The sequence below is a fragment of the Gordonia sp. 852002-50395_SCH5434458 genome (genome assembly GCF_001665905.1).
Lineage (GTDB): Bacteria > Actinomycetota > Actinomycetes > Mycobacteriales > Mycobacteriaceae > Gordonia > Gordonia jacobaea.
The window spans coordinates 40299-65338 of sequence record NZ_LZTC01000090.1; the positions used below are offsets into that span (position 1 = coordinate 40299).

The 25040-nt window shown below is 65.6% G+C and carries 22 protein-coding genes and 1 tRNA gene; 14 read left to right on the forward strand and 9 right to left on the reverse strand.

The features are described 5' to 3' along the window. Positions 1 to 37 precede the first annotated feature (37 nt). From A5785_RS23825 to A5785_RS19135, 7 genes are all read left to right on the forward strand, one after another. Positions 38 to 475 (forward strand): hypothetical protein, encoded by a 438-nt coding sequence (locus tag A5785_RS23825; RefSeq protein WP_231894022.1) that lies wholly within the window; start codon positions 38 to 40, stop codon positions 473 to 475. A 26-nt stretch (positions 476 to 501) separates the two neighbouring features. Beyond that, positions 502 to 1020 carry an alpha/beta hydrolase family esterase gene (locus tag A5785_RS23830; RefSeq protein WP_231894023.1) on the forward strand — a complete coding sequence of 173 codons (519 nt, stop codon included), beginning with the start codon at positions 502 to 504 and terminating at the stop codon, positions 1018 to 1020. A 55-nt stretch (positions 1021 to 1075) separates the two neighbouring features. Next, complete coding sequence (locus tag A5785_RS19115; RefSeq protein ID WP_039855806.1) at positions 1076 to 2044, forward strand: helix-turn-helix transcriptional regulator; 969 nt, start codon at positions 1076 to 1078, stop codon at positions 2042 to 2044. Positions 2045 to 2129: 85 nt separating this feature from the next. Continuing rightward, the gene (locus A5785_RS19120; RefSeq protein WP_064867963.1) at positions 2130 to 3230 is read left to right on the forward strand and encodes an NAD(P)H-binding protein; all 1101 of its coding nucleotides are present in this window, start codon (positions 2130 to 2132) and stop codon (positions 3228 to 3230) included. Then, positions 3230 to 3940 carry a CPBP family intramembrane glutamic endopeptidase gene (locus A5785_RS19125; RefSeq protein ID WP_064867966.1) on the forward strand — a complete coding sequence of 237 codons (711 nt, stop codon included), beginning with the start codon at positions 3230 to 3232 and terminating at the stop codon, positions 3938 to 3940. Before A5785_RS19120 ends, A5785_RS19125 begins: the two co-directional genes overlap by 1 nt. 227 nt (positions 3941 to 4167) lie before the next feature. Beyond that, positions 4168 to 4239 (forward strand) — tRNA-Val (locus A5785_RS19130). A 110-nt stretch (positions 4240 to 4349) separates the two neighbouring features. After that, on the forward strand, positions 4350 to 5321 hold the full coding sequence (locus A5785_RS19135) for a GmrSD restriction endonuclease domain-containing protein (RefSeq protein WP_082937777.1): 972 nt from the start codon (positions 4350 to 4352) through the stop codon (positions 5319 to 5321). Positions 5322 to 5340: 19 nt separating this feature from the next. Here the strand turns inward: A5785_RS19135 and A5785_RS19140 are convergent, their stop codons facing one another. Then, positions 5341 to 6216 (reverse strand): aldo/keto reductase, encoded by an 876-nt coding sequence (locus A5785_RS19140; protein ID WP_064867969.1) that lies wholly within the window; start codon positions 6214 to 6216, stop codon positions 5341 to 5343. Between the two features lie 137 nt (positions 6217 to 6353). Here A5785_RS19140 and glgX point away from each other — a divergent pair, with 137 nt between their 5' ends. Continuing rightward, positions 6354 to 8492, forward strand: a complete 2139-nt coding sequence (gene glgX / locus A5785_RS19145) for a glycogen debranching protein GlgX (protein WP_064867972.1) — start codon at positions 6354 to 6356, stop codon at positions 8490 to 8492. A gap of 29 nt (positions 8493 to 8521) precedes the next feature. On the opposite strand, the gene A5785_RS19150 is transcribed toward glgX, so the two are convergent. From A5785_RS19150 to A5785_RS19160, 3 genes are all read right to left on the reverse strand, one after another. Continuing rightward, positions 8522 to 9076: a redoxin domain-containing protein gene (locus A5785_RS19150; protein WP_269449550.1), complete on the reverse strand. Its 555-nt coding sequence runs from the start codon at positions 9074 to 9076 to the stop codon at positions 8522 to 8524. Then, complete coding sequence (locus A5785_RS19155) at positions 9073 to 9534, reverse strand: DUF3052 domain-containing protein (protein WP_064867975.1); 462 nt, start codon at positions 9532 to 9534, stop codon at positions 9073 to 9075. Before A5785_RS19155 ends, A5785_RS19150 begins: the two co-directional genes overlap by 4 nt. Before the next feature lie 197 nt (positions 9535 to 9731). Continuing rightward, positions 9732 to 10361: a hypothetical protein gene (locus A5785_RS19160; RefSeq protein ID WP_064867978.1), complete on the reverse strand. Its 630-nt coding sequence runs from the start codon at positions 10359 to 10361 to the stop codon at positions 9732 to 9734. Positions 10362 to 10552: 191 nt separating this feature from the next. On the opposite strand from A5785_RS19160, the gene aceE reads away from it, so the two are divergent. The 6 genes from aceE (at position 10553) to A5785_RS19190 (ending at position 19235) form a co-directional block, all read left to right on the forward strand. Next, positions 10553 to 13447 carry a pyruvate dehydrogenase (acetyl-transferring), homodimeric type gene (aceE, locus tag A5785_RS19165; protein WP_064867981.1) on the forward strand — a complete coding sequence of 965 codons (2895 nt, stop codon included), beginning with the start codon at positions 10553 to 10555 and terminating at the stop codon, positions 13445 to 13447. A 120-nt stretch (positions 13448 to 13567) separates the two neighbouring features. Continuing rightward, positions 13568 to 14818, forward strand: a complete 1251-nt coding sequence (locus tag A5785_RS19170; RefSeq protein ID WP_197494428.1) for a PucR family transcriptional regulator — start codon at positions 13568 to 13570, stop codon at positions 14816 to 14818. 195 nt (positions 14819 to 15013) lie between these two features. Continuing rightward, the gene (locus A5785_RS19175; RefSeq protein ID WP_064868037.1) at positions 15014 to 15910 is read left to right on the forward strand and encodes an ACP S-malonyltransferase; all 897 of its coding nucleotides are present in this window, start codon (positions 15014 to 15016) and stop codon (positions 15908 to 15910) included. Positions 15911 to 16069: 159 nt separating this feature from the next. Further along, entirely contained in the window at positions 16070 to 16381 is a 312-nt protein-coding gene (gene acpM / locus A5785_RS19180; RefSeq protein WP_005206424.1) for a meromycolate extension acyl carrier protein AcpM, read from the forward strand. After that, the gene (locus A5785_RS19185; protein ID WP_005206423.1) at positions 16378 to 17649 is read left to right on the forward strand and encodes a KasA/KasB family beta-ketoacyl-ACP synthase; all 1272 of its coding nucleotides are present in this window, start codon (positions 16378 to 16380) and stop codon (positions 17647 to 17649) included. The genes acpM and A5785_RS19185 overlap by 4 nt, the downstream gene beginning before the upstream one ends. 134 nt (positions 17650 to 17783) lie before the next feature. Next, on the forward strand, positions 17784 to 19235 hold the full coding sequence (locus A5785_RS19190; RefSeq protein WP_064867987.1) for an acyl-CoA carboxylase subunit beta: 1452 nt from the start codon (positions 17784 to 17786) through the stop codon (positions 19233 to 19235). Positions 19236 to 19601: 366 nt separating this feature from the next. Here A5785_RS19190 and A5785_RS19195 read toward each other — a convergent pair whose 3' ends face one another. The 5 genes from A5785_RS19195 to A5785_RS19215 form a co-directional block, all read right to left on the reverse strand. After that, complete coding sequence (locus tag A5785_RS19195; RefSeq protein ID WP_064868040.1) at positions 19602 to 20120, reverse strand: DUF3145 domain-containing protein; 519 nt, start codon at positions 20118 to 20120, stop codon at positions 19602 to 19604. A 158-nt stretch (positions 20121 to 20278) separates the two neighbouring features. After that, the gene (locus tag A5785_RS19200; protein ID WP_064867990.1) at positions 20279 to 21094 is read right to left on the reverse strand and encodes a serine hydrolase domain-containing protein; all 816 of its coding nucleotides are present in this window, start codon (positions 21092 to 21094) and stop codon (positions 20279 to 20281) included. Positions 21095 to 21122: 28 nt separating this feature from the next. After that, on the reverse strand, positions 21123 to 22253 hold the full coding sequence (locus tag A5785_RS19205) for an NDMA-dependent alcohol dehydrogenase (RefSeq protein ID WP_064868437.1): 1131 nt from the start codon (positions 22251 to 22253) through the stop codon (positions 21123 to 21125). A gap of 125 nt (positions 22254 to 22378) precedes the next feature. Further along, positions 22379 to 23980, reverse strand: a complete 1602-nt coding sequence (fadD5, locus tag A5785_RS19210) for a fatty-acid--CoA ligase FadD5 (RefSeq protein WP_064868442.1) — start codon at positions 23978 to 23980, stop codon at positions 22379 to 22381. A 38-nt stretch (positions 23981 to 24018) separates the two neighbouring features. Then, positions 24019 to 24795 (reverse strand): enoyl-CoA hydratase-related protein, encoded by a 777-nt coding sequence (locus A5785_RS19215; protein ID WP_442902864.1) that lies wholly within the window; start codon positions 24793 to 24795, stop codon positions 24019 to 24021. Positions 24796 to 25040 lie beyond the last annotated feature (245 nt).

The following is a 25040-nucleotide window of genomic DNA, read 5'->3' on the forward strand; positions in this document are numbered from 1 at the left end:
CACACCGATGTTTGCGCCGACCCACTATTCTTGCCGGGTGCCGCGATCCGCCCGACGCCGTGCCTGGCGCACTGCACTCTCACTCGTCCTCGGCGTTCTCACCGCTGTCGCTGTTGCCTCGGTTGCCGAGACCGTCCCGGCGGCGAACGCCGTCGAACCACGTCATCACGTGGCCGACCTCACCGGTTGCGCCGGGCCGCACCGCCTCGCACCGGGGACGTCGAAGCATACGACGACTGTCGGCGGCGTCGAGCGCACCTACAGCGTCAACGTGCCCGCCGGTTACAGCGGGCAGTCGACGTACCCGTTGATTCTGGCGTTTCACGGGCACGCCGAACCCGCAGCGACCTTTGCACGGTTCACCGGTCTCGCGCAGCTCCCCGCGATCGTCGTCTATCCGGAGGGACTGCGCGGCACCGATGGCTCGTCTCGTGGCAAGGGGCGCCGTACTCCTCGCCGCGCGCCGACGACATAGCCTTCACCAGAACGATCCTGCGCGAGATGCGGGCGGCGGCATGTATCGACTCGAGCCGCACGTACGCGGCGGGCCGGTCGAACGGTGGCGGACTCGTCGCGATGCTCGCGTGCAGGCTGCCCGCCGAGTTCGCCGCCTACGCGGTGGTGAGCGGGGCGTTCTACGACGCCGGGCGCCCGAATTGTCCCGGTGCCCCGCCCGCGTCCATCATCGATTTCCACGGCACGGCCGACCGAACGATCCACTACGACGGCGGCGTTCGCCACGGCGGCGCCTATACGCCCGTGATGGATTGGCTGTCGGGGTGGGCGGCACGCGACGGTTGCCTGCCGCAGCCGCTCAAGTTTCCGGTCAATCGCTACGTCACCCGTATCGACTGGCCGTTCTGCGCAGCGTCGGGTCACGAAATCACCCACTACCGCGTCAATGGCGGCGCGCACGTGTGGCCGGGCTCCACCGGAAGCCCGTCACAGGCCGGGCAGATGAGCAATTCGATCTCGGCAACGTCGTTGATCTGGCAGTTCTTCACCCGCCACACAAAGTGACACGATCAGCGCATTGCGGACCACAATTGTCCGCAATGCGCGCAACAATGACCCCATGCTCGATTCGTCTGCGCGACTACTCCAGCTCCTGTCCCTACTCCAGATGCGCCAGGAGTGGTCGGGCGACGATCTCGCCACGCGACTGAACATCACCAAGCGGACGGTCCGGCGCGACGTCGACAAGCTGCGCGACCTCGGATATCCCGTCGACTCGACAGTCGGTGTCGGAGGCGGGTACCGGTTGGGCGCGGGAGCGGAGATGCCCCCACTGTTGCTCGACGACCAGGAGGTACTCGCCGTCGCGCTGGGACTCAACGCGATCAGCAGCGCCGCCGTCAGCGATATGACCGAGGCGTCTTCGGGTGCACTGGCCAAGTTGCGGCAGGTGATGCCCTCACGGTTGCGGCATCGACTCGACGCGCTCACGCTCGATTCCCTTCCGCAGGGACCGCGCGACACCGAAGTGGCCGCAGAGGTGCTGTCCGACATCGCGACCGCCTGCCACCGCACGGAACGCCTGCGATTCGACTATCGACGCCACGACGGAACCGAGAGTCGACGCGAGGTCGAGCCATACAGACTGGTGCGCAAGGGATCTCGGTGGTATCTGGTGTCCTGGGACCCCGACCGCGACGACTGGCGTTCGTTTCGCGTCGACCGCATGACGGTCAAGACACCCAACGGGGCACGTTTCGTCCCTCGTGAACTCCCCGAAGGTGGTGCCGCCGCATATCTGGCGCGCAGCCTCGGCGCTGCGTATCGGTCCGCCACCGCGCGGGTGCGCATTCACGCACCACTGGCCGTTGTCGAGAAGATGGTCGACGATGCTTGGGGCACAATCGAATTCGGCGATGGTTCGAGCTGCGAGCTCACGATCTACAGCACCTCGCTCACCTCGATCGCACGCTGGTTACACGCCTTCGACTCCGACTTCTCGGTTCTCGAACCCGCGGCACTGCGCGACGAGTGCCGGGCCGTCGCGGAACGCCATGTGCAGCTCGCCGAACGGTACCGCCGCGCCTGACCCCCGCGCGATGTCGCCGTGATGCGTCCGTGATGCCGTAATCACGAGTGGGCCACGCCGCGGTGTGCTGGCTAGTGTGGCGACAATGCGGCTCCTGGTCACCGGTGCAACCGGATACGTCGGCTCACGACTCGTCGACGCCCTTCTCGCGTCCGACCACGAGGTGGTCGTCGCGTCACGATCGCCAAAGCGGTTGTCGCGGTACGGATGGTCCGACGATGTGACCGCGGTCGAGATGGACGTCGACGACGCCGATTCGGTACGTGCCGCCATCGACGCGGCCAGCCCCGACGACCACCCGGTCGACGCCCTGTACTACCTCGTGCACGGCATCGGGCAGGCCGACTTCGCCGACGGCGACCGCGCCGCCGCACGGGCCGTCGCACAGGCGGCGCGCAGTCGAGGCATCCCCCGCATCATCTACCTCGGCGGTTTCGTGCCCGACGGCGACGAGATGTCGGCGCACCTACAGAGCCGCGCGGACGTCGGTGAGGGACTCGCTATCGACGGCGGCGCCGAACTCGTCTGGTTGCGTGCAGCGGTGATCCTCGGGGCGGGCTCGACGTCGTTCGAGATCCTGCGCTACCTCGCCGACCGCTTCCCGGTGATCCCCGAGCCCGGCTGGATCGACAATCCGATGGACCCGATCTCCATCCGCGACGTCATCCACTACCTCGTCGCGGCCGCCGACCCGTCACTACCGGCGGGCTCCTACGACATCGCCGGCCCGGACACCGGCGTCTACCGATCGATCCTCGACGAGTATCTCCGCGCGGTCCGCATGCCTCGCCTACGCGTGCGCGTTCCGTCGATCAGCACCCGGCTCGCGGGTAAGGTCGGGGGCATCATCACGCCAGCCCCAGCAGCATTGACCGAAGAACTGGTCACGTCGCTGCGGTATCCGATGCGCGCCTCCGAGCACCGCATCACCGAGTTCGTGTCCCCACCGACCGGAGGTCTCACCACCATGCGAGACGCCATTCGCGCGTCGGTCGAGTCGCCTTATCCCCGTCCGGTTTCCGAGCTCGACGATCTGCACCACCTCGCCGACACCGACCCCGACTGGGCGGGCGGCGACCTACTGCGGGCCCGCCGCGCAGCACTCGGCGCGGCGGTCGGCGTGATCGGAACAGTAGCGGGCGTGACGCTCGTCGCCCGGCGTGTTCTCGGGCAGTTCCTGCCCTGATGTCGACCGCCTCCCTGCCCCGGTCGGTGACCCGACTCCTCGACGCTGTCGCCGTCGACCGCAACACAGATCAACCCATCTATTCGACGCGCCGTCGCCTCGCCGTGGTCGGATTCCTGCTCATCGGCGCCGTCTTCTTGGGGGTCTCTCTCTCGGTGACACCCGGCGACACCGCGTTCTACCCGCTGACGCTCGGCCTCGCGGCCACCTGGATCATCGGGGCGATAGCCACCAGCAGGCTCTCTGCCGGAAGGTTCTCCCTCGACGGCGAGGGCTCGACGTCGGGCGCCGTTGCGCTCGGAGTGGTCGCGGGCGTTGCGATGGGCGCGGTGTTCGTCATCGGCGCATTCCTCACCAAGCTGATCGGACCGCTCAGCGAGCTCGTCAGCAACGTGCTCGCCTTCGCCGACTACGGCAGCATCGCGGTCGTCACCGCGATCACCCTGATCAATGGCGCCGCCGAGGAATTGTTCTTCCGCGGCGCGGTGTACTCGGCGGTGCGGCCGCATCACCCGGTCGTCGTGTCCACGGTCGTCTACACGATCGCGACCCTGGCCAGCGGAAACGTGATGCTCGGATTCGCCGCGATACTCCTCGGCGCGGTGTGCGCCATCCTGCGTCGCTGCACCGGCGGAGTGGTGGCACCGATCTGCACGCACGTCGTCTGGTCGACGATCGTTCTGTTCGCCCTGCCGCCGATTTTCGGGTGACCCCGGTTTGCGGCTGACCCCAGGACGCTTCCGGCCCTCCACCGCCGACCCGCGTCGTAGATGTGTGTCTTATCGAAGGATGTGTGTGCTGCAGCATCCACATCCTTCGATTCGACACACATTTACGGTGCCGCTCGGCCGCCCGGGGCTTGCAGTTTGGGTTCCGACCAGCCGACCGGCTAGATTCGTGTGTTGACGCGCGAGGCCTCGGCCCGACGACGCGTCGAGCGCGTATAGCTCAGCGGTAGAGCTCTGGTCTTACACACCAGCGGTCAGGGGTTCGAATCCCTTTGCGCGCACACATTCATCATCATCCCGGCAGTGTGATTCCAGCAGCGTGATCAGGGCATCTCACCTCCGCACCCACTCGCTCGGGCTCGCTGTCGGTACCGGCTGATACGTTTCCGCCATGCTGATCAAAGACGCGCCGGTCGACGTTTTGCCGCACGACGGTATGCAACACGACGACGCGCAGAACGTTCGCGCCTCCCGACGCGCCGACATCGTCTGGCCCATCGCCGTGACCGTTCTCGCCGCGAGCGCGCTGGTCCCCGCCGCGACGGCGCACGCCGCGCCCGCGCCGGTCACCCCATCTCAGGTGGCGCAGTCGAGCGCGCGCACGACGCTCGAGTCGCTCGCAGTGAAGGGACGCGCGCCGAAGACCGGTTACGAGCGGTCACAATTCGGACAGGCATGGTCCGACGACGTCTCGGTCGCCGACGGCCACAACGGGTGCGACACCCGCAACGACATCCTCGGACGTGATCTGTCCGGCGTGACCCTCAAACCCGGAACCAACGGATGTGTGGTGCTGTCGGGAACGCTCGACGATCCGTACACGCGAACGTCGATCGCTTTCACGCGCGGCTCGGCGACGTCGTCGAAGGTCCAGATCGACCATGTCGTCGCGCTGTCCGACGCGTGGCAGAAAGGCGCGCAACAGCTTTCGGCCGAGCAGCGCCGCAACCTCGCCAACGATCCGCGCAATCTGCAGGCCACCGACGGCCGCACCAACCAGGCCAAGGGTGCCGGCGATGCCGCGACATGGTTGCCGCCCAACAAGTCGTATCGATGCACCTACGTCGAGCGGCAGATCGCGGTCAAAGCCAACTACCACCTGTGGGTGACCGCGGCAGAGAAGCAGGCCATGATCCGCATCCTGTCGAATTGCTCTGCACCCGAAGCTGATTCACCCAAGCCCGCCCCGGCCCCACAGACCGCACCGCCAGAGGCCGTGGCCCCGCCGCAGGTCGCACCGTCGAGCACCACCTACGCCAACTGCGCCCAGGCACGTGCGGCCGGCGTCGCGCCCCTGCACCGCGGGCAGCCGGGCTACTCCGCGAAGCTCGACCGCGACGGCGACGGGGTCGCGTGCGAATGAGCAGGTTTCGTCGCCGCGATCAGTCGGGCGCGCCCAGGTTCATCTCGTCCGGGTGTATGCCCACCCGCTGACCGTCGTCGAGAGCGGCGATCCGAGCCATGTCCTCGTCGTCGAGTTCGAAATCGAACACGTCGATGTTCTGCTTGATGCGGTCGTCGTGCACCGATTTCGGGATCACGATCAGCCCGAGCTTGATGTGCCAGGCGAGGACCACCTGGGCGGGTGACCGTCCGTACTTGGTCGCGATGTCGCCGATCGTCGGGTCGGTCAAGACGGTGTTGGGCTTGGAGTTCGGACCCCACCCCGACCCCGACGTTCCGCCGAGCGGGCTCCACGACTCGATCGCGATTCCGTGCTCCCCCGCGAACTCCCGCAGTTCGCGTTGTTGTAGGTGCGGATGCAGTTCCACCTGGTCGACGGCGGGCAGCACTCCCCCGCGATCGATGAGCCATTGCAGGTGATGCGGCTCGAAGTTGCAGACGCCGATCGAGTGCGCCTTACCGTCGGCAAGGATCTTCTCCATTGCGTCCCAGGTGCGCAGCAGTCGGTCGCGATCCTGCAGCGGCCAGTGGATCAGGTACAGGTCGACGTAGTCGGTTCCGAGCGCGCGCAGACTGGTGTCGATCGCCGCGAGAGCGCGGTCGTATCCGTGATCGGAGTTCCAGAGCTTCGTCGTGACGAACACCTCCGAGCGCAGCACCGACGCGGAGGCAATGCCCTCGCCGACGCCCGACTCGTTGCCGTAGGCCGCAGCCGTGTCGATGTGTCGATAGCGGGCCTCGTCGATCGCGAATCGGACGGCGCGCTGCGCCTCCTCCGGAGTCGACTGCCACACCCCCAGTCCGAGCTGAGGGATCTCGATGCCTGAATTCAGTTCGATGAGGGGAGCACTCATCTCTCCGGTCTACCAGAGGCACCCGCCCAGTCGGCACGGCTGCCGCAACCGCTTTGCTCCCGTATCGTCACCTTCGGCGTCGCGCGATCGCCGAGACGTGATCGTCTCGCCGCCCTCACCGACGAGAAGGGACGTTGATGACCGGGACCATCTCCCCCGGAGATCCGTCGATCCTCGGAGCGACCGTCACCGAACGCGGAACCAATTTCGCCGTCAGTTCGGGCGGAGATGCGGTGTGGCTCTGTCTCTTCGACGACGCCGGCGCCGAGACCCGACTGCTGCTTCCAGGGCGCGAGATCGACGTGTGGCACGGCGTCGTCGACGGCGTGCGTGCCGGAACCCGATACGGATTCAGGGTCGACGGCCCCTTCGCACCCGAGCGCGGTCGGCGCTACAACCCGGCCAAACTCCTCCTCGATCCCTACGCCCGACGCATCGTCGGCGACATCGAGTACTGCGACGCGCTCCTCGACCACGACGTCGACGACCCCTCACGTCCCAGCGCGCTCGACTCCGCACCGTTCGTACCGCGCAGCGTCGTCGTCGAGCAACCGGCGGTAGCCCGGACCGCCGCCACACCGGGCCCGCGCCGACCGGCGTCGGAGCTGGTGATCTACGAGGTGCACGTCCGCGGGTTCACGCAGTCCCACCCCGACATTCCCGCCGAGCTCCGAGGCACATTCGCCGGACTCGCACACCCGGCCGCACTCGACTACCTGACATCGCTCGGGGTGAACGCCGTCGAGCTGCTTCCGGTGCATCGCAGCGTGTCCGAACGCGAACTCGCCCAACGGCACCTGACGAACTACTGGGGTTACAACACCATCGGCTTCTTCGCCCCGCACAACGCCTACAGCGCCGCCGACCGCGCCGGCCGGGGTGAGGATTCCGTCGCTGAGTTCCGCCACATGGTCGATGCTCTGCACGGCGCCGGGATCGAGGTGATCCTCGATGTCGTCTACAACCACACCGCAGAAGGCGACGACTCCGGCCCCACACTGTGCCACCGCGGCCTCAACAATCGCGCGTATTACGTGCTCGACCCGGACGACGGCTCGTACGTCGACACCACCGGATGCGGCAATTCCGTTGCGGTGGCGCATCCGACGACGCTGCGCATGGTCACCGACTCCCTGCGCTACTGGGCGTCGCTGGGCGTCGACGGATTTCGCTTCGACCTCGCGCCCACCCTTGCGCGCCAGGGCACCGACAGCACCCGAAACGATTGGGGTGGTGGACCTTTCGACCCCACCGCAACCTTCCTTCGCGTACTCGGCCAGGACGACGTGCTGTCGCGGGTGCGGCTGATCGCCGAACCCTGGGACGTCGGTCGAAACGACAGTCATCAACTCGGCGCATTCGGTCCGGAATGGGGCGAGTGGAACGACCGCTACCGCGACAGCGTCCGCGACTTCTGGCGCAGCCACGAAGGCCTGCTCGCACCGATGGCACGACGCCTGACCGGCTCGGCCGACATCTTCGGGGGCCGTCGTCACAATCCTGCGACGGTCATCCGACGCCGCGCGGCGTCGATCAACTATGTGACGTCCCACGACGGTTTCACACTGCACGATCTCGTGTCCTACGAGCGCAAACACAACGCGGACAACGGTTCCCACAATTCGGACGGCACCGACGACAATCGGTCGTGGAACTGCGGAACCGAAGGGCCAACCGACGACGAGGCCATCATCGCGCTACGTCGACGTCAGATGCGCGCCATGCTCACGACGCTGCTGCTCTCTGCGGGCACGCCGATGCTGCTCGGCGGCGACGAACGGGGCCGCACGCAACGCGGAAACAACAACCCCTACTGCCAGGACAACGAGATCAGTTGGTTCGACTGGACCTCGGGCGACGACGCGCTCGTCGCATTCACCAGCAGTCTCATCTCACTACGCCTGCGTCACAGCGCCCTGTGCCGGCCGGCGGTCGAACTCTCCGACGCACCCGACTGGTTCACCCCGGACGGCACACCCATGTCCGACGACGACTGGCAGGACCAGGCTGCGCGCAGCGTCGCATGGTCGCTCAGGCCACCGCAATCGGCCGGCGCCCGTACGCTTCTGGCGGCCAACGATTTCGTCATCCTGCTGAACTCGTGGTGGCGGGGCGTCGACTTCGTGCTGGCACCTGTTCTCGCACAACAGAAGTGGGACGTCGTGGTCGACACGTTCGCACCCGACGCGTCGTCGTCGATCGTCGGCTCGACATGTCACGTCCGGGCGCGATCTATCGTCGTCCTGCGTTCTGTGGTTCCACGCTCCGGCGGGTAACGCCCGTCCGCAAAGTCACTCGGCGCCGCTCACTGTGTAGCTGCCGCGGCGAGCGCGATCTCCCAGTGGGTTTCGGTCCGCGCCTCACCGGGCCCGACGACGTCGCGAAAGACGATCCGGCCGTCACGTCCGACGAGAAATGTCCCGCGCTGGGCGAAGCCACGGCTCTCGTCGAACACCCCGTAGCTGCGCGCGACCTCACCGTGCGGCCAGAAGTCGGAGAGAATCGGGAAGAGGAAACCCTGCGCCGACGACCACACCTTGTGTGTGGGCGGCGGTCCGATCGAAACAGCAACTGTCGCAACCTCATCGTTGATGAACCGATGGTAGTGGTCGCGAATGAAACCAAGCTCTCCCTGACATGTTCCAGTGAAGGCGAGCGGAAAGAACACGATGAGCACCTGACGCTCTTCGAGCAACCGCGAGAGGCTCACCCGCTGATTGTTCTGATCACGCAGCTCGAAGTCGGGTGCGACGTCGCCGACTGACAACACGGCCTGCGGCTGGGTTGGAACAACATCGGTCGTCGCCACATCGGTGGCGCGAGCAACCGAATCGACCTCGGAGGTCGAGTCGTCGCTCATGCCCGCTTTCCGGACCGCGCCTTCGGCTGCACCAGGCGTGAACCCGACCATTCACCCAAACTCACGACGTTGGTCTGTGTGAGCCCGGCCGTCGGAGCGGCCTCGGCGATCTCACTGGGATCGACATACCCGGGGTTGCCGGTCTTGGGTGACACGACCCAGACGTATCCGTCGTCGGCGAGCGGTGTGATGGCGTCCATGAGGCGATCGACGAGATCACCGTCGTCGTCGCGCCACCACAGCCATACGACGTCGACCACGTCGATCGCGTCCTCGTCGAGCATCTCGGCGTCGATCGCGTCCTCGATGTCGGCGCGCAGATTGTCGTCGGTGTCCTCGTCCCAACCGAGTTCCTGCACCATCATTCCGGGCGCGAACCCGAGTTTCTGGGCGTTGCTGCCCTCGGAGCCACTGCCCCCGCTGCCCTCGGAGCCATTGCTCCCTGTGGCGGCTACCACCGCGTGTCGACCTCCTACCGGTACGTTTTCAGATTTCATCGCTTCTCAGCTTACGAGACAGCGTAGTGGACCTCAGTGCAACACGAGGACACTCCGCGCGCCAACTAGCGACACGAACTCCGACACCAGCCGAACGGAGGACATCACCCAAACCAGGGATGGGCCAAACGGAGGACCAGGCCATCATCCTGCACCCGTCAGCCCGTCGGCCGCGGCGACGATGTGGCCGGTGCCGACGGGCCAGGTGCCGATGAGCCAGGGCTCGACTGCGGCGCCGCGGTCGCCGATGTCGCGGGAGGCGTTGGAAGGTAGGCGCGGCAGACGTCGAGCACCGTTCGCCTGTCACCCGTCCAGCGGGTCGACGCTGTGTTCAACTCGGCGGTCTGCCGGCGGCCGATCACATCGCCCAGCGCGCTGCTGCTGGTCACGAATGATGCGACGACGGTCCCGAGGTCACTGGGAACCTCGGCTGTCTGTTTGGGCTTGACCATGTCGGTGCCCGCGATCATCGCGGCTCGGGCTTTGTCTCCAAGGTCGCCAACCTTGTCGTAGGACTGCACCTCGTTGAGCCGCGCGACGAACGCGTTGTACCCGCGCAGCATCACGACCATCGACTTCGTCGACGCCTCGCAGAGTTCCGCTCCGGCCCTCAGCGACTGCGCCTGACGGGACGTCGACACATCAGATCGATAGGCCGCAGCCTCTCCCGGTGCGGGACTTGCGCTACCCCCGACTGCGGAACAGCCCTGCAGCGTGAACGTCGTGAGTGCCGCAGCGAGCAGCATCAGACGCGTGCCCGTTGCACGGCAGCGCAGTCCTCTTGTCATGTCTCCCCCACGGCTGTTTCCCCGACGGCCGTTGCCCATATCTGGCACCAAACACCGAAACGCTACCGCAGGCGGGATCGACGATCCCGGGCAAGACCGTCCAGACCGGTGCCAAGCGACGTGACATGGGGCACGATATGGATGGACGACGGAGTCCACACACCAACGCGACCCGTCGCCGAATTGTCGTCATGCCGGGCACCACCGTGCCCAGGCCAAACGAGGGAGTGGGCATCACCGTGACCGAACAGGCAGCCAGCACCAACACCGGAAACACCGACGTTGGAAGCGGGACCGCAGACGCGTCGAAAAATACTGCCGCGTCGAATCAGGTCGGCAGCCAGCAGAGCCAGCGAGTACGCGTCATCCGTGAGGGCGTGGCGTCGTATCTGCCCGACATCGATCCGGAGGAGACCAGCGAGTGGCTCGAGTCCTTCGACAAGCTCGTGGAATCCGAAGGGCCCCAACGCGCTCGGTATCTGATGCTGCGTCTCCTCGAGCGCGCGGGCGAGAAGCGGGTCGCCATCCCATCGCTGACCTCGACCGACTACGTCAACACGATCTCCACCGAGGGTGAGCCGTGGTTCCCCGGCGACGAGGACGTCGAACGTCGGTTCCGCAACTTCCTCCGCTGGAACGCCGCGATCATGGTTCACCGGGCGCAGCGGCCCGGCGTCGGCGTCGGCGGGCACATCTCCACCTATGCGTCATCGGCAGCGCTCTACGAGGTCGGCTTCAACCACTTCTTCCGCGGCACCGATCACTCGGGCGGCGGCGACCAGATCTTCATCCAGGGCCACGCGTCTCCCGGAATCTATGCGCGCGCATTCCTCGAAGGTCGGATCAGCGCCGACCGCATGGACGGGTTCCGTCAGGAACACAGCCACGCAGGCGAGGGCGGCGGCCTGCCCTCATACCCGCATCCGCGGTTGATGCCGGAGTTCTGGCAGTTCCCGACGGTCTCGATGGGCCTCGGCCCGATGAATGCGATCTACCAGGCGCGATTCAACCACTACCTGCATGACCGGGGTATCAAGGACACCTCCGACCAGCACGTGTGGGCGTTCCTCGGCGACGGCGAGATGGACGAGACGGAGTCACGCGGATTCGCCAGCTTCGCCGCAACCGAGGCTCTCGACAACCTGACCTTTGTCATCAACTGCAACCTGCAGCGTCTCGACGGACCGGTCCGCGGCAACGGAAAGATCATCCAAGAACTCGAGTCGTTCTTCCGTGGGGCCGGGTGGAACGTCATCAAGGTGATCTGGGGTCGCGAGTGGGATGCCCTCCTGCATGCCGACCGCGACGGCGCGCTGGTCAACCTCATGAACACCACGCCAGACGGCGACTTCCAGACCTACAAGGCCAACGACGGCGCCTTCGTTCGCGAGCACTTCTTCAATCGCGATCCGCGCACCAAGGAACTCGTCAAGGACATGTCCGACGCGGAGATCTGGCGCCTCCGCCGCGGCGGTCACGACTACCGCAAGATCCACGCGGCCTATGCCGCAGCGCTCGCCCACAAGGGTCAGCCGACGGTGATCCTCGCGCACACCATCAAGGGCTACACCCTCGGCAAGCACTTCGAAGGTCGCAACGCGACGCACCAGATGAAGAAGCTGACCCTCGACGACCTCAAGGCGTTCCGCGATTCCGTGCGCATCCCGGTCAGCGACGCCGAACTCGAGAAGGATCCCTACCTGCCGCCCTACTACCACCCGGGGATGGATGCGCCGGAGATCCAGTACATGCTCGATCGTCGCAAGCAGCTCGGCGGCTTCCTCCCGGCCCGCAGCTCGGCGTCGAAAGCACTCAAACCCGATCTCAGTGGCGCGATCAAAGCGACGGCAAAGGGGTCGGGCAAACAGCAGGTCGCGACGACGATGGCACTGGTGCGCGTCTTCAAAGAACTGTTGCGCGACAAGGAGGTCGGCAAGCGGATCGTGCCGATCATCCCCGACGAGGCGCGCACATTCGGCATGGACTCCTGGTTCCCGACCCTCAAGATCTACAACCGCAACGGGCAGCTCTACACCTCGGTCGACGCCGAGTTGATGCTCGCCTACAAAGAGAGCGCGCAGGGACAAATCCTCCACGAGGGCATCAACGAAGCCGGATCGGCCGCTTCGTTCACTGCGGTCGGGACGTCGTACGCCACCCATGGCGAGCCGATGATTCCGCTCTACATCTTCTATTCGATGTTCGGCTTCCAGCGCACCGGCGACAGCTTCTGGGCTGCGGCCGACCAGATGGCACGCGGCTTCGTCATCGGCGCGACCGCCGGCCGCACCACGCTGACCGGTGAAGGTCTCCAGCACGCCGACGGCCACTCGCCGCTGCTCGCGGCAACCAATCCCGCTGTCGTGTCCTACGACCCCGCGTTCGCTTACGAGCTCGCGCACATCGTCCAGGACGGGCTGCGTCGCATGTACGGCGACGAGCCGGAGAACATCTACTACTACCTCACCGTGTACAACGAGCCGATCAGCCAGCCCGCGCAGCCGGAAAACCTCGACGTCGCGGGCCTGCTCAAGGGCATGTACCTCTACCAGCAGGCGCCGTCGGACAAGCAGCTCTACGCCAACATCCTCGTCTCCGGCGTGACGATGCCCGACGCGTTGAAGGCCGCGGCGATACTCGCCGACGACTGGGGCGTCGGAGCGAACGTCTACTCGGTCACCTCGTGGGGCGAGCTGGCTCGTGACGGGATCTCGTTCGACCGCGCCGCCGTGCGCGAACCGGGCGTGACACACCCCGAGCCCTATCTGACCGAGGTACTCGCGCAGACCGTCGGCCCGTCGATCGCGGTCAGCGACTACATGCGCGGCGTCCAGGAACAGATCCGCGCATATGTGCCGGGGACCTATCTGACGCTCGGCACAGACGGTTTCGGATTCTCCGACACCCGTCCCGCTGCACGCCGGGTGTTCAACGTCGACGCCGAGTCGATCGTCGTCGCAACCCTGGTCGGCTTGGCGCGCGACGGGAACATCCCGTTCACCACGGCGGCTCAGGCGGCGGAGAAGTATCGGATCACCGACGTCAACGCCGCCGAGGTGTCCTACGCCGATACCGGCAGCGCGTAGGAACGTCGGGCCAGCGTAGTCTCAGGGTCGTCGTCTCAGGGTCCTCTCCTCGGGTCCGCCCGATAGTCGGACCCTGAGCCCATCGAGCCCGACTACATTGAGGGTGTGTCCGAGCCCAACATGACGCCCCCGCCCGTCGATGTCTTCGGCGCGCGGGGCGCTCATGTGCCCGCACCGGCAACCGTTCACGACGCACTGCCCGACACACTGTTGCGCCGCGTCAAGCAGTACAGCGGCCGACTGGCGACCGAGGCCGTGCATTCGATGGCCGATCAGCTGCCGTACTTCTCCGACCTCGACGCCGCACAGCGCGCGAGCGTGCAGTTGGTCGTCCAGACCGCCGTCGTGAACTTCGTGGAGTGGATTCAAGACCCCGAGGGCAACGTCAAGTTCACCGTTCAGGCGTTCCAGGTGGTTCCCCAAGACCTCGCACGACGCATCTCGCTGCTTCAGACGGTCGAGATGGTTCGCGTCGCCATGGAGTTCTTCGAGAAGTGGCTGCCGTTGCTCGCGCGCAACGACACACAACTACGTGCCCTGACCGAATCGGTGCTGCGCTACGGCCGTGAGATCGGATTCGCCGCGGCGTCGATCTACGCGTCGGCCGCGGAATCGCGCGGAGCCTGGGATTCGCGCCTTGAAGCGCTCGTCGTCGACGCCGTGGTCCGCGGCGACAGCGGACCTCAGTTGATGTCGCGCGCGGCAGCCCTGAACTGGGACTCGGATGCGCCTGCGACCGTGATTATCGGAGCGCCCCCGCCGGAACAGAACGTGTCGGTGCCGCTCGCCATCCACAACACGGCCAAACAGCACGACCGCGCCGCACTGTCGGTCGTGCAGGGGTCGATGCTGGTGGCCATCGTCAGCGGACCGATCGCGACGAGCGACGCCTTCAGCGGCGCGCTCCTCGATCACTTCGCCGACGCCCCGGTCGTCATAGGACCGACAATGCCCAATCTGACCGCCGCCCACGCGAGCGCCAACGAGGCAATGGCCGCGATGGCCGCCGTCGACGGCTGGCCGAACGCCCCGCGTCCGGTACACAGCGTCGAATTACTCCCGGAGCGCGCGCTGAATGGAGATCCGTCGGCGACCACGGCACTCATCGATACCCTCGTTCGGCCACTCGCCAAGGGCGGGCCCACGTTGGCGACGACCCTCGAGACCTATCTCGACACCGGCGGCTCCGTGGAGGCGTGCGCACGCGAACTGTTCATTCATCCAAATACTGTTCGCTATCGCCTCAAGAAGGTCGCCGAATTGACCGGACGTGATCCAACACACTCCCGAGATGGCTATGTCCTACGAATCGCCGCCACAGTAGGACGTTTGACACACTTCAAGAACGAATCATCGTCACGAGCCACATGAGAAACATCGTTAACAAGACCTCCGTACCGTTTTCGCAGGCAGACGCGTTTTGGGCACATTTGTGTAACGAATCTCAGAGTGGTGACGATGGGGTAGCCACTGAGGTCACCATTGTGGGAACTCCACAAAAACTCTCGTGAAGGTTCATCGACCTCAACACCCACAAATTCACGCCAGAGGGTGTTCTCTGGTCACGTGCTTTCCTTGCTAGCGCCCGGACAGGGCTCACAGACACCCGGCATGCTCGCTCCTTGGCTAGAGCTTCCCGGCGCGCGTGACCAGCTGGCCATCTGGTCCAAACTCGCGGGACTCGACCTCGAACGGCTCGGGACGACCGCAACTGCCGACGAGATTACCGACACCGCGGTCACCCAGCCGCTCGTCGTGGCGAGTGCGCTTCTGGCGTTCAACGAGTACGCCAAGAACCACGAGCTACCCGACGATGCTGTCGTCGCGGGCCACTCCGTCGGCGAGCTCACCGCGGCAGCCATCACCGGTGTGATCACCTTCGACGAGGCCGTTACGCTCGCCGCCGTGCGCGGCGCCCAGATGGCCAAGGCATGCTCGCTGCAGCCGACCACGATGGCCGCCGTCCTCGGAGGCGACGAGCAGGAAGTCCTCGCACGTCTCGACGAGCTCGATCTGGTCCCGGCGAACCGCAACGCCGTCGGCCAGATCGTCGCAGCCGGTGACGTCGCAGCGATCGACGAACTCATCGCCAATCCGCCCGAGAAGGCACGCACCCGCAAACTGGCTGTCGCGGGCGCCTTCCACACGCGCTTCATGGCACCGGCTCGCGACGCCGTCGCGCAGGCGGCCGCGTCGATCACCCCCGCCGACCCCACGCGCACGTTGCTGTCCAACTCCGACGGCCAGCCCGTCACGACGGGCACAGAAGCCCTGAGCAAACTCGTCGAGCAGGTCACCTCACCTGTCCGCTGGGATCTCTGCTCGGCCTACATGCGCGACGCGGGCACCGACAGCATCATCGAGCTGACGCCGGCCGGAACGCTGGTCGGGATCGCCAAACGCGAACTCAAGGGCGTCGGTTCGGTGGCGCTCAAGGTCCCCGCCGACATCGAAAAGATCTGACCGAGAAAACCTGACCGAGAAGGTCGACAAGCTTGGATAGCGGTCGCGCTCATCCGCGACCCCCGGAAACCGGATGAACCGGTTGTCCAAACATCAGTGGCCACGCGCCAGCGATGTTCCGGAGTTCACATTCACAAGCACAACGAAGGGAACCACACAGTGGCTGCCACCCAGGAACAACTCATCGCCGGCATCGCCGAGATCATCGAAGAGGTCACCGGCATCGAGCCGTCCGAGGTGACCATGGAGAAGTCGTTCGTCGACGATCTCGACATCGACTCGCTGTCGATGGTGGAAATCGCCGTGCAGACCGAGGACAAGTACGGCGTGAAGATCCCCGACGAGGACCTCGCGGGCCTGCGTACCGTCGGCGACGCCGTCTCGTACATCCAGAAGCTCGAAGCAGAGAACCCCGAGGCTGCGGCCGCGATCCAGGCACAGGTCGCGTCCGATCAGAAAGCCGGCTCGTGACCTCATCGCTCCGCGATTACTCCACGCTGGGGGGCAACTTCCCCAGCGTGGTGGTCACGTCGATGGTTGCTTCGACATCGCTCGGTGAGGACCTCGATTCGACCTGGAAGGGTCTTCTCGCAGGCGAAACCGGCATTCGTGAGCTGACCGACGACTTCGTCACGAAGTACGGTGAGCTCCCCTGCCGCGTCGGTGGCCGCATGGTCAAGGACCCCGCGGAAGAGGTGACCCGGATCGAGGCACGCCGCATGGCGTACGTCGAGCGCGTCGCCCACGTCATGAGCAAGCGCCTCTGGGCGCAGGCGGGCGAGCCCGAGGTCGATCCCGACCGGTTGGCCGTTGTGATCGGCACCGGACAGGGTGGCGGTGACGCGATGGTCGACGCCGTCAAGGCGATCGAACAGTCCGGCAACTACCGCAAGGTGTCGCCGCTGGCCGTCTCGATGGCCATGCCGAACGGTCCCGCGGCGGTCGTCGGACTCAACATCGGTGCCCGTGCGGGCGTCATCACCCCGGTCTCGGCGTGCTCGTCGGGTGCTGAGGCGATCGCCCACGCATGGCGTCACATCGTGCTCGGCGAGGCCGACATGGTGGTTGCCGGCGGCGTCGAAGGACACATCGATGCGATCCCGATCGCGGCGTTCTCGATGATGCGCGCGATGAGCACCCGCAACGACGACCCGGCAGGCGCTTCGCGCCCGTTCGACAAGGATCGCGACGGCTTCGTCTTCGGTGAGGCCGCAGCCATGCTGATCATCGAACGCGAAGAGCACGCCAAAGCACGCGGTGCGCATATCCACGCGCGCATCCTCGGTGCGGGTATCACGTCGGATGGCTTCCATCTGGTCGCACCTGATCCGAGTGGTCAGGGCAACGCGCGGGCGATGACCCGCGCTATCCAGACGGCGGGCCTGCAGCCCTCCGACATCACCCACATCAACGCTCACGCCACCTCGACCCCCATCGGCGACACCGCCGAGGCAGCGGGTATCGCGGCGGCGATCGGCAATCACGCCGCCATCTACGCGCCCAAGTCCGCTCTCGGTCACTCGATCGGCGCGGTCGGTGCGCTCGAGTCGGTGCTGACCATCAAGAGCGTCGAAGAAGGCGTGATCCCGCCGACGCTGAATCTGGAGAACCTCGACCCCGAGTGCGGCGACATCGACGTCGTGCACGGCGAGTCGCGGTATGGGCAGATCGATTACGCCCTGAACAACTCGTTCGGATTCGGTGGACACAACGTGGCATTGGCCATCGGTCGCTACTGAGTAGCACCCCGACCGGTCAGTGCTACTGACCGCGACGTCGACGTCTCCGATGTATCACCTGACACCGGATGGTCGACGTCGCGGTCGGCGCCACCACACCTCCCCAACTCGCAACGCAGCAGTAGGAGACAGCGATGACCACACTGGCCCCCATCACCGGCCACGAGGACGCGGTCGATCCCCGCGATCCGATGCTGCGACTGACCAACTTCTTCGATGAGGGCGCCCTCACGCTCCTCCACCCGCGTGACTCCTCGGGTGTGCAGGCTGCGATCGGACTCGTTCAAGGCGTGCGCACCGTCGCCTACTGCACCGACGGGACCGTCATGGGCGGCGCGATGGGCATCGTCGGGTGCGCACACATCGTCAACGCCATCGACACCGCGATCGCCGAGCAGGCCCCGGTCGTCGGAATCTGGCACTCGGGCGGAGCTCGCCTCGCCGAAGGTGTCGAAGCACTACACGCCGTCGGCGGAGTGTTCGAGGCGATGGTGAGGGCCTCCGGCTACATCCCGCAGATCTCCGTGGTCGTCGGCTTCGCGGCAGGCGGCGCGGCATACGGGCCCGCACTGACCGACGTCGTGATCATGGCCCCCGCCGGACGTGTCTTCGTGACCGGTCCCGACGTCGTCCGCAGCGTGACCGGCGAGTCCGTCGACATGGAGTCGCTCGGCGGACCGCACACCCACGGCAAGAAGTCCGGCGTCAGCCACATCACCGCCGACTCCGAACCCGACGCGTATTGGCGCGCACGACGACTCGTCTCGACGTTCGGCAAACAGGGCCACTTCAACCGAGAGCAGGCAGAAGCAGGCGACTCCGACCTGCAGGCCCTGCTACCCGAATCTCCACGACGCGCCTACGACGTCCACCCCATCGTCGCGAAACTCCTCGACACACAACTCGCCGCCGACGGTGAGACCGAAGTGTCGAGTTTCGAAGAGCTGCAAGCGAAGTGGGCTCCCAACATCGTCATCGGCTTCGGCCGACTCTCCGGCCGCAGCGTCGGCGTCGTCGCCAACAACCCACTGCGCATGGGTGGCTGCCTGAACTCCGAAAGCGCCGAGAAGGCCGCGCGTTTCGTGCGCCTCTGCGACGCCTTCGGCATCCCACTCATCGTCATCACCGACGTCCCCGGCTACCTGCCCGGCGTCGACCAGGAGTGGAACGGCGTTGTTCGACGCGGCGCAAAACTGTTGCACGCCTTCGCCGAATGCACCGTGCCCCGCGTGACCCTGGTGACCCGCAAGATCTACGGCGGCGCCTACATCGCGATGAACTCACGCTCACTCGGCGCGACCGCCGTATTCGCCTGGCCCGGCTCCGAAGTCGCCGTCATGGGCGCCAAAGCCGCCGTCGGCATCCTCCACAAGAAAGCACTCGCCGCCGCGCCAGACGACGAACGCGACGCACTCCACGAGCGCCTCGCCGTCGAACACGAACAGATCGCGGGCGGACTCGACCGGGCACAATCGATCGGCGTCGTCGACGAGGTCATCGACCCCGCCAAAACCCGCAGCATCATCGCCGAAGCACTCGCGTCCGCCCCCGCGCGGCGCGGGAGGCATAAGAACATACCTTTGTGATTGGCGGCGACTCCGTCGCCGCTGGTTGTCGGGCCTTAGTCCCCGGTCTTCCCTCCTCGTCGCATCGGTCGCTTCGCTCCCTCGCTCCTCGTCAGTCCAGACCGGGGTCGGCCCGACAACGCTGGCTACCGCATCGGTCGCTTCGCTCCCTCGCTCCGTCGTGTGCCCGAATCAACGCGTACCGGTCGCTACGCTCCCTCGCTCCTCGTCAGTCCAGACCGGGGTCGGCCCGACAACTTTGCGGGCCGCATCGGTCGCTACCGCTCCCTCGCTCACCTACGCGATTCGGCCCCGGCAGTACTCTGCCGGGGCCGAATCAGTGTGTCGGGTCGGTGATCGGAGGTTGGTCACCAACTCCGATGTGGTTCAACCGACGCGTTGCGTCAGCCAGGTCACCTCGGCGCCCGCGCCGCCCATGCGGTACGCCTCGAGAGCGCCGTCCCATGCGGTACCGAGCGCAGCTTCGAGCTCGCCCGCGAGCCCAGCGCTGTCCGGCTGGGCCTCGATCAGCGAGCGCAGTTGCATCTCGCCGATGATCACGTCGCCGTTGGCGCTCGTCGATCCGCGCCACAAGCCAAGTCCCGGAACATAACTGAACCGCTCGCCGTCGACGCCCTCGCTGGCATTCTCGGTCACCTCGAAGCGCAGCGACGACCACTCGCGCAGCGCATTCGCCAGCCGCGCAGCAGTACCTACCGGACCCGTCCAGTCAACGGTTGCCCGTTGCATGCCGGGTTCGGCATCCTGCGCGGACCACTTCAGGTTGGCCCGCGCATTAAGGGTCGACGACAGAGCCCACTCCACATGCGGGCACAGCGCAGCCTGCGCTGAGTGGATGTACACCACTCCGGTCGTCATGTCCGCAAACTGATTCAGGTTGCGCACCTTGTTCACCTCCGTTGTCGACGAGGAACGTCTTCCCCAACACACCTCGCGACAGCGGATATCACACTCGTGTTGTTTATTGTGCCTGATGTTGTACGTGTTGCGCTAGTTTCCGAAGGTGATTGGTGTGAATTACTGATTCACCGGCCCGCCCGTTGTCAATCGTCCGCGACGAGAGTGTCGACGACGGCGTCGTTGAACTCGGTCCACAGCGGCTTCGCCCAGGCTCCGAACGGCCGGTCCGTCAACACGACGCAGGCCGCGGCGAGCTCCGGATCGACCCAGAGATAGGTTCCCGACTGTCCGAAGTGCCCGAACGTCGACGGCGAGTTACGTGTTCCCGTCCAATGCGGCGACTTGTGCGAGCGGATCTCGAATCCGAGGCCCCAATCGTTCGGCTTGTGCTTGCCGTAGCCGGGCACGAAGCCGTCGATACCCGGAAACCACACCGAATGCGCCGAGTCGGCGAGGTCCGACGAGAGCAGGCGTGGTTGCAGTAGTTCGGCAGCGAAAACGGCAAGATCGTCGACGCTCGATCGTGCTCCGTGGCCGGCAGGTCCGTCGAGCGTCGTCGACGAGAGTCCCAGTGGCGCACAGACTCCCTCGGCGAGGTAGTCGGCGAATGCAATCTCCGTTGCGGCCTCGACGGTCTCGGCAAGCACCTCGAACCCGGCGCTCGAGTAAATCCGCTTCTCCCCCACCGGCGCCTCGACCTCTCGCTTGTCGAAGGCGAGTCCCGACGCGTGCGCGAGGAGATGAGCGATGGTCGCACCGGGCGGCCCGGCCGGGTCGTCGAGTTCGACGGCGCCCTCCTCGACCGCAACGAGAACCGCCTCGGCCACCAGGAGTTTGGTGACCGAGGCGAGCTCGTAGATGCGGGCGGTGTCCCCGTGTGCGACGACCCCCTCGGGAGTGACGATTGCCGCGGCGACATTGTCGACCGGCCAGGAATCGAGGGCCTCGAGAACACTCACGGGGACCTACGTTACCGGTAGACGACGATCAGTGATCCTCGTCGGTGTAGCGGATGACTCCGCGAATGTTCTTGCCGTCGAGCATGTCCTGGTAGCCCTGGTTGATCTGATCAAGCCGGTACTGCCGGGTGATCATGTCGTCGATGTTGAGTTTGCCGATCTTGTACATCGAAAGCAGTTGCGGGATATCGAGCTTGGGGTTCGCACCGCCAAAGATGCTGCCCTGCAGGTTCTTCTGCAACAGGGTGAGCATCGACAGATTGAGCGTCACCTCGGTGTCGAGCATGTTGCCCATGCCGGTCAGCACGCAGGTGCCCGCCTTGGCGGTGATGCCCATCCAACTGTCGACATCCTTGCCGTGTACCTCTCCGACCGTCACGATGACCTTGCGGCACATCGCTCCGTGTGTGGTCTCGGCAATCGCTCCCGCAGCCTCGTCGATCGACGCAAACGCTGCCGTCGCACCGAATTTCAGTGCTTGCTCACGCTTCCACTCGACCGGGTCGATCGCGAAGATGTTGCGCGCTCCCGCGATCATCGCACCCTGCAGTGCCGCGGTTCCGACGCCGCCGACACCGACGATCGCGACGTCTTCGCCCGGTCGGACATCGCCACTACGCGTCGACGACCCGTAGCCGGTGGGAATGCCACAACCGACGAGAGCCGCCACCTCGAATGGGATGTCGTTGTCGATCTTCACCACCGATGCCTCATGCACCACCATGTACGGCGAGAAGGTACCGAGCAGCGTCATCGGATAGACGTTCTCACCCTTCGCGGTGTGAATACGGAAGGTGTGGTCCGACACCGCTTCTCCCTGGAGGAGCAGCGCGCCGAGGTCGCACAGGTTCGCCAGCCCCGACCGACACGACGGACACTTGCCGCAGGACGGGATGAAGGACAGGACCACGTGGTCGCCGACCTCGAAATCGGTGACACCCTCGCCGAGTTCCTCGATGACACCCGCACCCTCGTGACCGCCGAGAATCGGGAAGCCGCCCAGCGGGATACCACCGGTCATCAGGTGATGGTCGGAGTGGCACATCCCGGCGGCTTCCATCCGGATCTTGATCTCGTGCGCCCTGGGCTCGCCGATCTCAATTTCTTCGATCTCCCACGGCGAGTTCAGTTCTCGCAGCAACGCACCCTTGGTCTTCATTCATGTCCTCCGCTTGTTGTCGTACACGCGCAGCGTGCCGTTGGTGCCGGCACGGCCTGGCGTCCCTACTGAGACGATAGTCACTTTTCGTCGGAAATGGAACGTGTTCTACTTTTGTGGCGAGATCAGTTGGCCAGACCCTCGTCTTTGCTGCCGTAGCTCTCGCGCAGACGCGGCTTGACGACCTTGCCACCCGCGTTGCGAGGTAGTTCTTCGACGAGAACGATGTCCTTGGGCTGCTTGAACCGCGCCAGGTTCTCGTCGAGGTACGGCCCCATCTCCTCGAGGGTGAGGTCGGCGCCGTCGACCGTCACCACCACGGCGACCGGCACCTCACCCCACTTGGGATCGGCCCGTCCGATCACAGCCGCCTCGGCAATCCTCGGGTGGCCGTAGAGGACGTTCTCGACCTCGGCGCAATAGATGTTCTCGCCGCCCGAGATGATCATGTCCTTCGCCCGGTCGACCACGTAGAGGAAACCCTCGTCGTCGCGACGCACGAGGTCGCCGGAGTGGAACCAGCCCCCGCGGAACGCATCCTGTGTGCCCTGCGGGTTCTGCCAATACCCGAGCATCATGTTCGACCCGCGGTACACGATCTCCCCGACCTCGCCGTCGGCGACGTCGTTCATCATCGGGTCGACGACGCGCGCGGTGACCGCCGGAACCACCTTGCCGATCGACCCGATCTTGCGCAGCGCGTCGGCGCCGTCGAGAACGCAAGTGATGGGCGACATTTCGGTCTGTCCGAAAACCGCGACGTTGAGCGCGTCGGGAAACGTCTCGTTCATCGCGTTCAGCACGGTGTCCGAGGCGGGTTCCGCACCCCAACTGATCACGCGGAACTTCACGTCGCGTGGTTGTGCCTGCTGCGCCGCGCAAACCGCCTGCCACTGGGCGGGCACCAGGAAGATCGACGTGATGGCCTCGCGTTCGCACATGTCGAGCATCTGGTCGGGGTCGAACGCGCCGAGCGGATGGATGACCGACGTCGCGCCCATGTAGAACAGCGGCGCCATCGCTCCGATACCGGCGATGTGGAACATCGGCGCAACACCGGCACCGATGTCGTCACGGCTGGTGTGCAGCGCCTGCAGGCAGGTGAGTGCCTGCGACTGCATGTTCGTGTGAGTCAGCATGGCGCCCTTGGGTTTTCCCGTGGTGCCCGACGTGTACATGATCAGCGCGACGGTCTCTTCCGGAATGTCGATCTCCGGGAGGTCGGACGCGTCTTCGGCGATGAGATCGGCGTAGTCGATGTGGGCGGTGTTGTCGGAGCCGCCCACCACGATCACCTGATCGACGTCTCCTGTTGCGGCGACAACCGCGTCGGCGAGTGGGGCGAGCAACGTCTCGGTGACGATCGTTCGCGCACCGCTGTCGGTCACCAGGTAGGCGACCTCGGCGGGACTCATCCGCACGTTCACCGGCACCGGGATGGCACCAATGATGTTGGCCCCCAGGATCGCTTCGACGTATTCGGTGCGGTTAAGCAGGATCATCAGCACCCTGTCGCCGAAACCGACGCCGCGACGACTCAGCGCCGCCGCGAACGCAGTGGTGCGCTCGTCGAGTTGCTTCCACGTCGTCGTCTCACCCAGGAACTTGAGCGCGGGAGCGTCTGGCTGCATCAGCGCATGCCTGCGGACCTGGTTGTTCCAGTGGTTGCGGCGAGACCGCAGCGGTTCTGTGTTGAGGTCTTGGCCCGAGGCGACGGTCGCGGTCATGGAACTCTCCTTGGATTTCTCGACGTTGGTTCGCAACGTCACTGTCGGCGTGCGGTGGTGAATGCGGCTATGGCCGCGTGGAATTCATCAGATTGCAGCAGTCGAGTCTGTCCACTGGTCTCCCGTTCGAGGGCCGACTCGAATCCCGCGAGCGTGTTGGCGTCGAGCGCGGCTTTCGCCAGACGCAACGCCTGCGTCGAACTCTGCGCGAATCGCTTGGCGACACCGGCGATCTCGGCGTCGAGCGCGGTTCTGTCGTCGACGAGTCCGCTGATCAGGCCGGCGTCGAATGCTTCTGGCGCAGGCAACTTTTCACCGAGAAGGACCAGCCGGTTGGCGCGCGCCCGACCGATCGCGGCCGACACCGTCGCGGTCGCGCCGCCGTCGGGCATGAGTCCGATGTTGGTGAATGCCAGAAGAAAGTAGGAACGTCGGGTGGCGAAGATGAGGTCGGAGGCGAACGCCAGCGATGCACCGATCCCGACCGCGGCGCCGTCGACGGACGCGACAACCGGGACTTCGACAGAGCGCACGGCACGAGCCAACGCCGACCCTCCGCCGATCACGGATGCCGCACTCCGCTCGTCGATGCCGCCGTTCTCCGACGCCCGGGCAGCGATGTCGCGAATATCGGCGCCGGTGCTGAAGTGTCCCCCGGCGCCGTCGATGATCACCGCGCGTATGTCGTCCGCGGAGCATCGGATGGTGAGGAAGTCGATCAGCGCGCTCGAGGCGTCTCCGTTGAGCGCGTTCATCCGTTCCGGACGATCGATCGTGACGCGGGCGATCCCCCGATCGTCGACCTCGGTCCTGATTCCGGTAGCGATCGAGGCGTCAGACCCTGCGCCACCAGTCACCCGACTGTCAGACCCGGTCGCCCGATTGTCAGACACAGCCCACCCCATCGCTCGCCGGTCGCGTGATCATGCCGCCACCATACATGCCGATGAGATGTAGACCACAGGAATCGCGATTAACTTAGCTAACTCGTACGACGCCGCTACCACACGTTTTAGACGATTCATCAATTTGTTCTCTGACAAAGGCGCTCTCGCTCTAC